The following is an 11,495-nucleotide window of genomic DNA, read 5'->3' on the forward strand; positions in this document are numbered from 1 at the left end:
TTCTAATGGTGCTAAAAGCAAAAAAGCAGGCTAAAAAATTTAGCCTGCTACAACACAAATCGCAATATGCTATTTCCCCACTAATTAGAAAGTAGCACGCATGATTAACTGATAGCGTCTATCTTTGGTAAACCAAGAGCGACCGAGTTGTAAATTACTATCAACCTGTTGGAAAGTTTTGGTTTGTTCGTTGGTTAAATTAACCCCTTGTACACCCACCTTAATATTATCGGTTAATTGATAGAATAAAGATGCATCTAACTGACCTTCCGCATCATTGTAGATAGGTAGGGTAGTGATAACATCTTTAGAGGTTAATAAGAAACGTGAACGCCATTTATAGGCAATACGTGCCGACCAACCGTCTTTTTCGTACATACCAATTAAGTTAGCTGTATGCTCCGACTGACCACGTAATGGCAGTGAACCTTTAAAGGCTGCATTTGCTTCGCCGCCACCTTCGTTGGCTACATCACTATTGTCTAAGTTAGAGTTTGGCACACCTTCAGCTTTAATAAACGAGTAGTTGGCTTGTAAACCTAAACCGTCAAATGGTGCTGGTAAAAACGAGTAGAATTGATTGTAGCTAAATTCCACACCTTTCATTACACCTTCGCCGCCATTAGTTGGGCCTGTTACTCGTGCTGTCTGGGTGACGCCAGTTACCGGATTCGTAAACTCGGCATCGTACGCACCTTTGATAAAGAAGTTACTTAAATCTTTGTAGAAGAATGAAGAAACTAATGAACCGTCGTTTGAGAAATACCATTCTAATGATAAATCAAACTGGGTTGATTCCATTGGTTTTAAGAATGGATTACCTGAGCTACCACTCCAGCCATCGAATGATACTGTTGCTGGATCAACGCGGCGTTGTTCATCGATATCATCACCATCTTCATCTACTGGTAAACCTGTAGTCGAATCTGCCGGTGCATCTGGATGTGGATTATCTACATCATAAGTATCGAAACGCTCTAAATAGTTAGTTCCTATGGTGTAAGAAATCGTACCCAATTGAGTATAATTACGTAAATCACCTATATCCGGTAACGCAATGGCTTTAGACACAGCAAAACGCGCTAACAAGTCGTCAGTAATTTCTGCTTTTACGTTAAAGCTAGGCAAAATACGTCGGGTTTTGCTGGTAGCAAAGTTTTGTGAATAAGCACCATTTGAGAAGTCTTTAAGCTCTTGTGGGAGATAGTGGTACGGGTCGCCTAAAAATTCTACGTCTCCAGAATACAAATCATAATCGGCTACATTGTAGTTGTACGGATCCCAACCTGCAGGCGCTGGATTACTTGCATTGACAGTTGGGAATACTGTGTAACCATCGGTTTCTGTGGTTAATTCAACTAAACGTGCACCAAAGTTACCTGAAATTCTATGATTTGCCACATCTGTGTCAAAGTTAATCCGTACATAAGCTGCTTTGTTGGTTTCAACTGTGTGACTCACTTCATTGTCTTTAAAGTAGCCATTTAAGTTGTCTAACGGCACACATTCGTCGCCAGCTTGATAGTCTATGGTTTCGTCATATCTATCATGTGCCATTCTAAAGTCAGTACAGGAAGTAAATAACGGAACTAAACGTGTATCCCAGTTGGCATAATCTTCCATAAATGCATCAGTAGGGTGAAGCATTTGGTTGCCACCTTCAATGCTAAGGACTCCACCGCGGTAAAAATCGCTCCAATCTTTAGCTTCGTATATACCAGATAATCCAGAATTTTTAATTAAGTCTGAATCTAACCAGCCACCACCGTCTTGCCAAATTGGTTGTAGTGCACCCCAGTCATACTGAGTCATTCGAATAGTTTGGTCGCGTTTACGATAACGCACACCAAATTTTACTGAAGCAAATATGCTGTCGTCGATAAAATACTCTGCATCTATTTTGATTGCGTCTGATTCACCTTCACTTTGGCCAAAGTGATCCATAGCAGCATGTGCAGTATATTGGCCAGGGTTAGTAAAGAAATTTGCATCTTTAGAATAGTGATCACCTTCTGGAATACGACTTTCATCAAAACGCGACCAAGGGTTTAATAGTTCGAGCGTTGGAACGTCGCTACCACCAGTAATATTGTAATTTTGTACTGCATGCGTAGCTAAAATTAACTGTACGTCAGCAATATCAGAGGTTGCTTCGATATGCTGCACATCAAACTCTAGTTTTAAGTTTTCTGTAGCTGTCCACTTTACGTTGAAGGATAAATCGTCAACGATATTTTCTTCTTTGTGGTAACGAGTATCGGATGAAACGCGATAACCGAAGTTACTGAATGAACCATAAGTGTTAGGTGCTTTGTCGCCATCGCCACGCCAGTTATCATGGCGATCTGACAATATACCACTTTGGAAAACACCGTCGCTATCAATCGTCCATTGTTCGTCAACACCTGGCCCCGCACGACGCTCGTTATATTGTGCATCGTGTTTAAGTGCGTTTTCTTTCCAAGATGAATTGGCTTTTGAGCGCAAAAATTCTAGTGTCGCTTGAATGTTTGAATCGTTGCTTTTCCACTGAATTGCGCCGCCAATACCGGTACGTATATTGGTATCTTTTTTCGATGTTAAGCTAGAACCTGCTGGTACTAAAATACCTTGATCGCCAACTTCTACGCCATCAGGAATATCAGCAAAACTGCCGTCATAGGTGTAATAGTTTGCATCAGCTGGGATAAAACCAGCATCAACTGAATTTTGTAAATCGTAAAATTCGAAACGTTTGGTTTGAATACCGTCAGATGCGGTAACAATTTCAGAGCGAGATGCGTTAATTAAAAAGCCCCATTCGCCAGAATTTGTTTTCCAGCGATCACTATATAAACCAGCAAAGGTAGGTGTTAACTCTTGCGCCATGTCACCATAGTTACCTTCAACCGTTACTGACACTAAACGGCCTGCGCTATCAAAAGGTTTGCGAGTACGCAAACTAATAGTACCTGCGATACCGCCTTCAATCATATCTGCCGTTTGGTTTTTATAAACATCTACACCTGCCATCAAAGTTGACGATACATCTTGGAAGCTTAAACCACGGCCACTGGTTGCTGAAAACGAGTCGCGACCATTAAATTCACTGCGCGTTTGGCTCATACCACGTACAACAGCGCCAGAACCTTGTGCGGAAAAGTGGTCTGGATCGTTTGGTGTGGCAAATTGGTCAATTGAAACGCCAGGTACACGTGCAAGCGATTCTAGTACGCTTGAATCTGGTAGTGCACCAATGTCAGTTGCAGTAATTGAATCTACGAATGTGTCTGCATCTCTTTTTATTGCTTGTGCTGAAATCAAGCTGCCACGAATACCTTTAACTTCTATGGTTTCTGGTGCTTGTTCGTCACCCGTTTCGGCGGCGTGAGCAGGTTGCATTAATCCGAGTACAGCTAACGTCAGTAAGCTTTTGTTAAAGCTTTTTGTCTTTGTTTTTGTCTGTGCCATGTTACACCTTTGTGGTATCAACCCTATGCTTGGGTATTTAGTTGGTTTACGTGCAGCTATTAGCATCTAGCTTAATAACTTTTGAAGTAGTTTATTTGACTATTACACGTTAGTCAATAAGACTATAAATAAAATATTTACTTTTTTTTAAAGTTTTCAATCGGTAATTAACCATAGTTTTGATAGTCACTTGAATTAAACAAGATTGTTTTACTAGCTGCTAACGCATGTTTATTGAGCTGATGTGAAGTAGGGGTAAAGAAAAGTGCAGTTTTTGTGACTATAAGGGGTAAAAGACGACTTGAGTTGGGAGCACCTCAAGCCGTTAAACCTTGGAGCAATTTGAATGTTAACTTTTAGCTAACTCGCTTTGAACTTGAAATAACTTGCCTTCAGTTAAGTTGTATTTAGTCATAACAACATACGCGATTGTTAATAAAACTGCTGGAATTGCGGCAAAACCTAACAATATACCTGTGAGCGCTTCAGTTGTTTGCTGCTGGTTAGGTACATAGTTGTAGGCACTTAACATCCAACCAGCCATAGCCCCACCAATCGCGAAACCGAGTTTTATTGCTAATAAGTGGCCGGAAAAGGTCATGGCCATGGTTTTTTTACCGGTTTTTAAATGGCCATAATCTACTGTATCCGCAATCATAGAAAACATCAGCGGCGTAACTATCATGTGTACAAAGTTAGCGATTATAAAACATGCGAAAATTAAACTAACTTGGCTGGCTGGTACAAAATACAAGGCAGCGTGGCTTAATACACCAATAATCAAACCAAATTGAAATAATGGCTTTTTACCAAATTTTTGTGAAAGAAAGTGAGTGGCTAAAGCACCAATAACTGACGCAAGCATACCAGCGGTTAAAAAGCTGCTGGTGAGCGACTCGTCACCTAAATAATATTTAACGTAATGCGGTGCAATGGCAGATCGCAAACCAATTAGGGTTAATACAAACACGGTAATAATCACCATCAGTAACCACTGATCGTTTTTAAACAAGTTGCCAAAATCTTGCAATATGTTGGTTTTGCTTGTGTCTTTAATTTCTTCGCGCTCTTTGGTCAGTATAAAGCAGACAAGAAAACAAACCACGGCTAAGGTGGCTAATACTGCCATCGCGTATTGATAGCCAGCTTGTTGGCCGAAATCTGCAAATGCATCAACTAATTGTGGTAAAGCCCAAACAACAATAACACCACCGCTCATAGCCATAGCAAATCTAAAAGACTGCAGTGATGCGCGCTCTTTAGGATCACTGGTCATTACTCCACCCAAAGCTGAATATGGGATATTGATAGCTGTGTAACAAGTCATTAGTAAAGCGTAGGTTATATAGGCATAAATTAATTTGCTGTCTTGTGCTATGTCTGGGGTGGTGAAAGCCACAACGGCGAGTACACCATAAGGGATGGACATTAATAATAAGTAAGGTCGATAGGTACCAAAACGTGTTTTGGTACGGTCGGCAATACCACCCATAATTGGATCTGTTACGCCATCAAATAATCTAACAACTAACATTAAAGTGCCAGCTGCTGCTGCACTGATACCAAAAACATCGGTATAAAATATCAGCATAAAATTGGCGAGAATTTGGAAAACAATATTACTAGCCGTATCACCTAAGCCATAACCCAGTTTTTCTTTTATTGAAAGGCGCTGTTGCGACATCCTACTTTACCTTTATTGAATATAAAACTATATGGTCATACAAACTATATTGGTATTAAATAAATGTAAACCATTTTGTGTAAATTTATCCGCATAAAATTATAGTGTAAATGTATTCATCGAATTTTATCTCTTAATTATTAGCAAATATCACTAGATTAGTCTGAAAATTTACATTATAGTTTATTTGACTATTAAATTGATTTTAACAAATTGACATTCTGTCGTTGGCAATAATGTTGAGGTAACAATGAAGAAATTCTATTTAGCACTTTGTGCTGTATTGGCTATTAGCGCATGTGCATCAAATACACCTAAAACTGAAGAACAAACAAGTTTACGCGATGCATATAAAGATGTGTTTCATATCGGAACTGCGTTGAGCAAGTCGCAAATTATGGGTTGGGACTTGGCCGCACAAAAAGTATCAAACAAAGAGTTTTCTGCTATTACTGCTGAAAATTCAATGAAGTGGGAAGAGATACATCCAACAGAAGGCCTGTTTAATTTTACTGTGGCCGACAAGTTAGTTGAACTTGCTGAGCAGAATGACCAGTTTGTTATTGGCCATACTTTATTGTGGCATCAACAAACGCCTAATTGGGTTTTTGAAGATAAAAATGGCAATCCAGCCAGCAAAGAATTGTTATTAAGCCGCTTAAAAAACCATATTGACACCATTGTTGGCCGTTATAAAGGCCGAATCCAAGCTTGGGATGTAGTGAATGAAGCGCTCAACGAAGACGGAACAATGCGCCAGTCAAAATGGTATCAAATTTTAGGCGAAGACTATGTAGCTAAAGCCTTTGAATTTGCTCACGCAGCCGACCCAAATGCTGAGCTATATTACAACGACTACAATTTATGGATGCCAAAAAAGCGCGCTGGTGCGGTTAAGTTAGTGCAACAACTACAGCAACAGGGCGCAAAAATTACTGCTATTGGTATGCAAGCGCATTACAGCATACCTTCACTAACAACCAACCCTGATTTATCTGAATTTGAAGCTTCGATTATCGCCTACAAAAACTTAGGGATAAAAGTGATGTTAACTGAAGTGGATATTACGGTTATTCGTTTCCCTGGCGCTGAAAATCAAGGCGCTGACATTTCGCTAAGTTACAAATTGCAAGCTGAGTTTAACCCTTATAGCAAAGGTTTGCCGGACGAGGTGTCACAAGAATTTACTCAATTGTTAGTGGATATGTTCAAGATCTTAGCGAAACACAAAGAATCAATTTCACGTGTCACTTTTTGGGGAGTTAACGATGGTCAAACATGGCGTAACGGCTGGCCAATTAAAGGTCGTACCGATTACCCATTATTGTTCGACCGCAAAAACCAAGCTAAACCAGCGGTAAAGGCGCTGATTGAATTAAGTCCAATTTTTAAAAATAGCTAAAACAAGGTAGTTAGAAATGTATCAGTATCTGTTAGTTGTTGTGGCCTTGTTTGCTGTGAGCGGATGTAGTAGGACAAAAGAACAAGAAAACAACCAGGTTAGTGAACAAGCCCGACAACGTATTTTACTTAATCAAGATTGGCAGTTTTATAAATATGAAAACACAGAACAAGCCGACCAGTTAATTTACGATGTTCGACCAGAGTTTGAATCATTTAACGACGCTAAAGATGCTGATACACGTCCAACCGATGCCGTTGCTGTAGTTAGTCAATCGTCCGTTTTAAAACCTTGGATTTTACCTACAGGCAATCAGTTTATTGCGGATAAAAATAAATGGCATAAACGACCTGAGGGTAATCCCGGCAGTGAGTTCGCCTTTGTGCAAGCAGACTTTAACGACAGCCAGTGGCAAAGCGTCAATTTACCGCACGATTGGGCAATTGCTGGGCCTTTTTATCAAGGCGAAAACCCGACTGTAGGTGGTGGTATGGGGCGATTACCTAGCCCAGGTGTTGCTTGGTATCGTAAAAAGCTGAACTTTAGCCAAAATGATATTGGTAAAAAAATATACCTAGATATTGAAGGCGCTATGTCGTATTCAATGGTGTGGTTAAACGGCCATTTAGTTGGTGGTTGGCCCTTTGGTTACGCTTCTTATCAACTTGATTTAACTGACTACATAAATTTTGCTGGCGATAACCAATTAGCTATTCGCTTAGATAACCCTAACCATTCTTCGCGTTGGTATCCGGGTGGTGGTTTGTATCGCAATGTTTGGTTAACTAAAACTCAGCCGCTGCATATTGAACAGTGGGGAACAAAAGTTGATACCTTAAGTGTGACGGACAATTCTGCTCAAATTCAACTACAGCTGTCAGTTAAAAATAATAGTGATAAAAACCAAACCCTTGGTATTTCAACTCAAATATTTGAGCTCAATCAACAAGCTAACATAACAGGTAAAGCTGTTGTTAGCCTTGAGCCGCAATTCGTCAATGCTGCAGCTGTTAGCTCAAGCAGTTTGGTTAAGTTAATTGATATTCCATCCCCTAAACTTTGGGGGCCAAAACCACAACAAACTCCGCATATGTATACCTTGGTTAATAAGGTTTGGCTTAATGGACAAGTAATAGATGAATATTCGACGCCTTTTGGCATTCGTACCTTAGAGTTTGATGCTAATGCTGGCGTATTAGTTAACGGTGAACTGATTAAACTCAAAGGGGTTAACCAACACCATGATTTAGGTGCATTAGGCGCTGCATTTAACCGTCGTGCTGCAGAGCGTCAGCTTGAGCTATTGCAGGAAATGGGCGTAAACGCTATTCGCATGGCGCACAATCCACCAGCGCCTGAATTACTTGATTTAACAGATCAAATGGGCTTTTTGGTTGTCGATGAGTCATTTGATGTGTGGCAAAAGAAAAAAACACCACATGATTTCCATCTAATTTTTGATGACTGGCATGAACAAGATATGCGCGCATTGGTGCGCCGCGATTATAACCATCCATCAGTTATCATGTGGAGTATTGGCAATGAAGTGGGTGAACAATACGAAGGACTGGCTGGTTATCAATTGGCGCAAAAATTAACTGATATTGTTAAAAGTGAAGACCCGCACAGACCAACCACAGCTTCTAAAAACTGGGCCAAACCTGACATGCCGTTCGCCAATGGTATGGATGTAATTAACCTCAATTATCAAGGGGAGGGTATACGCCAAGATCCGATCTTTGCTGAAGTTAAAAACAGGATCAAAACTAAACCTCAATATATTCCGTATCACCAAGCACACCCAGACAAAGTAATTATTGGCAGTGAAACCGCATCGGCGCTGAGTAGTCGTGGTTTTTACACCTTCCCAGTTACCGACAAAATAAGCTCGCCAGTGCGTGATGGCATGGGTGGTGATTCTAAAGTTCATCAAGTAAGTAGTTACGAGCTTTATGCGGTTGATTTTGGCTCATCGGCTGACAAAGTATTTAAATCAGTTGAAAGCCACCCCTTTGTTGCGGGCGAATTTGTTTGGACTGGTTGGGACTATTTAGGTGAACCAACTCCTTATTATTCTTCGCGCAGTTCGTACAACGGCATTATCGACTTAGCTGGATTCAAAAAAGATAGGTTCTATTTATATCAAGCACACTGGCGACCAGATTTTGCCATGGTGCATATTTTGCCACATTGGAATTGGCCAGAGCGCATTGGCAAGGTAACACCAGTACACATATTTACATCGGGTGATGAAGTTGAACTGTTTTTAAATGGTCAATCGTTAGGGCGTAAACAAAAACAAGCTTATCAATACAGATTGCGTTTTGACGATGTGGTTTATCAACCGGGTAGCTTAACGGCCGTTGCGTACAAAAATGGCAAAACTTGGGCGACTACCAGTGTTTCTACTACAGAATCCGCGAATAAAATTCAGCTGACGGCTGATCGCAGTAGCATTAAAAATGATGGTAAAGATTTAACTTTTATCACAGCTAGAGTTCAGGACAAAAACGGTTTAACTGTGCCAACTGCTAACAATTGGTTGGAATTTAGTGTTGAAGGCAATGGCGAAATTGTCGCAACTGATAATGGCGATTCGACTGATTTTACTCCGTTTCCTTCGCCAGAGCGCAACGCTTTTAATGGCTTAGCTCTGGTAATTGTAAAAGCTAAACAAGGCACAGATGGAGGTTTTAAACTAATCGCTAAATCAAAGGGGTTAGTTGGCGCTTCTATTCAGATCGAAACAAAATAAGAGATTTATCATGCAGTTTATTTTTGGTTTTTTAGGTAATAAATTATTTACCCCTTTATTAGTTTTATTGCTGGCAACCAGTGCCAATGCATCTAGTATAGTAACGGGAGAAGACGGCTATAGGTTATGGCTGAAATACGATTTAATTAACGATCACAACAAACGTCAGGGTTATCAAAATCAACTAGCGAATTGGCAAGTGTTAGGTCAGTCGTCGACAGCTCAGGTGATTCGCGATGAGCTTGAATATGCTTTCACTGGCTTATTCGGCAAAACTTCCAAGAGTATGAGCATTCGCACAACTAATTTATTGGTTGGCACTTTTGCTGAGCTGCAAAAACAACTGCCCAAAATTAAATTAGCGGGCGAGCAAGTAAATGCCGAAGGGTATTTAATTAAACAAGTTTCTTATCAAGGTAAAAAGTTGTTGTTGGTGGCAGCCGACACGGATGTTGGCGCTTTATACGGCACTTTTCACTTGATCCGTTTAGTACAAACGGGTGAGAAACTTGCTGATATTAATTTAGTTTCTAACCCTAAAACTAAATTGCGTGTGCTTAACCACTGGGATAATCCTGATCGCCATGTTGAACGCGGCTTTGCAGGGCAGTCTATTTGGGATTGGCACAAATTACCTGATTACCACTACCAAAAGTATACAGACTATGCGCGCGCTAATGCGTCAATTGGTATTAATGGCACAGTCTTAAACAATGTAAATGCCAACCCGATTATGTTAACGCCAGCCTATTTGCAAAAAGTAAAAGCACTTGCGGATATATTTAGGCCTTACGGCATTAAAGTGTATTTGTCGGTTAAATTTAGCTCGCCGCAATCTTTAGGTGGGTTAGCAACCTCAGATCCCCTTAACGCGGATGTTAAACACTGGTGGCACAACAAAGTTGATGAAATTTATCAGCTTATTCCTGATTTTGGTGGATTTTTAGTTAAAGCAAACTCTGAAGGCCAACCAGGGCCGGGAGATTATGGTCGCACGCATGCACAAGGTGCAAACATGCTGGCAGACGCTTTAGCTAAATATAATGGTGCTGTAATGTGGCGAGCATTTGTTTATGCCAATGAAAAAAACGAAGAGCGCTCAAAACAAGCCTATTCAGAGTTTAAACCGCTAGACGGAAAGTTTCGCGATAACGTTTTGGTACAAGTAAAAAATGGCCCAATTGATTTCCAACCGCGCGAGCCTGTTAGCCCATTATTTGGCGCAACACCTAAAACACCTATGATGATGGAATTTCAAATTACCATGGAGTATTTAGGTTTTAGCACACATTTCGTTTATTTAGGGCCTATGTATCAAGAAGTGTTAGATACAGATACTTATGCCAAAGGGCAAGGGTCTACGGTTGGCAAAGTGGTTGCTGGCGAAGTACACCCATATAAACTCACAGGCATGGCGGGTGTGGCCAATATTGGCAGTGATAGAAATTGGACTGGGCATATAATTTTACAGTCGAACTGGTACGTATTTGGCCGCATGGCGTGGGATTATTCTTTGTCAGCGGAAACAATTGCACAGGAGTGGGTGAAGATGACACTCACCCAAGAACAAGCTGTCGCTAAACAAATAACTGAGTTAATGATGCTGTCGCACGAAGCGACGGTGAATTATATGACGCCACTAGGTTTGCATCATATTATGGGCACAGGCCACCATTATGGCCCAGCACCTTGGGTGGATAATTTAGGTAGAGCTGATTGGACACCGGTTTATTATCACAATGCGAGTAAACAAGGTTTGGGTTTTAACCGTTCGCCGACTGGTGTTAACGCGGTAGAGCAGTATTTTTCGCCAATCAAACAGCAGTTGGCTAACCCTGCAACTACGCCTGAAAAATATCTCCTTTGGTTTCACCATTTACCTTGGGATCACACAATTGCATCGAGCGGCAGAAGCTTATGGGATGAGCTAGTGCATAGATATTATTTGGGCGTTGAACAAGTAAAACATATCCAACAAGAGTGGAATAGTTTGCAAGCTAAGTTAGATCCATTGCAATTTAAGCAAGTTCAAATGGCGAATAACATTCATGTGAAAGAAGCGATTTGGTGGCGCAATGCTTGTGTATTGTATTTCCAACAGTTTTCTAATAAGCCAATTCCGCATGGGTTAGAGCAACCACAGGGCAATTTAACCGAATATAAACAAATGCAATTTCCGTATGCACCGGGTCAAGGGCATTAAT

Annotated in this window: 5 protein-coding genes; 3 read left to right on the forward strand and 2 right to left on the reverse strand. The window is 40.7% G+C overall.

The genetic code is table 11. The features are described from left to right. Positions 1 to 84 precede the first annotated feature (84 nt). Together ACMZOO_RS17840 and ACMZOO_RS17845 are read right to left on the reverse strand one after the other, a co-directional pair. Positions 85 to 3,450 (reverse strand): TonB-dependent receptor, encoded by a 3,366-nt coding sequence (locus ACMZOO_RS17840; protein WP_440906586.1) that lies wholly within the window; start codon positions 3,448 to 3,450, stop codon positions 85 to 87. Positions 3,451 to 3,799: 349 nt separating this feature from the next. After that, a complete protein-coding gene (locus ACMZOO_RS17845) occupies positions 3,800 to 5,134 on the reverse strand; it encodes a glycoside-pentoside-hexuronide (GPH):cation symporter (protein WP_440906587.1) in 1,335 nt (444 codons plus the stop codon). A gap of 250 nt (positions 5,135 to 5,384) precedes the next feature. On the opposite strand from ACMZOO_RS17845, the gene ACMZOO_RS17850 reads away from it, so the two are divergent. Genes ACMZOO_RS17850 through ACMZOO_RS17860 form a run of 3 tightly spaced genes read left to right on the forward strand, consistent with a single transcriptional unit; the run spans position 5,385 to position 11,494 of the window. Beyond that, positions 5,385 to 6,536, forward strand: a complete 1,152-nt coding sequence (locus ACMZOO_RS17850; protein ID WP_440906588.1) for an endo-1,4-beta-xylanase — start codon at positions 5,385 to 5,387, stop codon at positions 6,534 to 6,536. A gap of 16 nt (positions 6,537 to 6,552) precedes the next feature. After that, on the forward strand, positions 6,553 to 9,291 hold the full coding sequence (gene galB, locus ACMZOO_RS17855) for a beta-galactosidase GalB (protein ID WP_440906589.1): 2,739 nt from the start codon (positions 6,553 to 6,555) through the stop codon (positions 9,289 to 9,291). 10 nt (positions 9,292 to 9,301) lie between these two features. Then, entirely contained in the window at positions 9,302 to 11,494 is a 2,193-nt protein-coding gene (locus tag ACMZOO_RS17860) for an alpha-glucuronidase family glycosyl hydrolase (protein ID WP_440906590.1), read from the forward strand. The last annotated feature ends 1 nt before the right edge of the window (position 11,495 follow it).

This window comes from Catenovulum sp. SX2, from assembly GCF_052056295.1.
In the GTDB taxonomy this organism is placed as follows: Bacteria; Pseudomonadota; Gammaproteobacteria; order Enterobacterales; family Alteromonadaceae; genus Catenovulum.

Coding starts and splice junctions, on each gene's coding strand:
- ACMZOO_RS17860 (WP_440906590.1), top strand. CDS start 9,302: ATGCAGTTTATTTTTGGTTTTTTAGGTAATAAATTATTTACCCCTTTA.
- ACMZOO_RS17845 (WP_440906587.1), bottom strand. CDS start 5,134: ATGTCGCAACAGCGCCTTTCAATAAAAGAAAAACTGGGTTATGGCTTA.
- ACMZOO_RS17850 (WP_440906588.1), top strand. CDS start 5,385: ATGAAGAAATTCTATTTAGCACTTTGTGCTGTATTGGCTATTAGCGCA.
- galB (WP_440906589.1), top strand. CDS start 6,553: ATGTATCAGTATCTGTTAGTTGTTGTGGCCTTGTTTGCTGTGAGCGGA.
- ACMZOO_RS17840 (WP_440906586.1), bottom strand. CDS start 3,450: ATGGCACAGACAAAAACAAAGACAAAAAGCTTTAACAAAAGCTTACTG.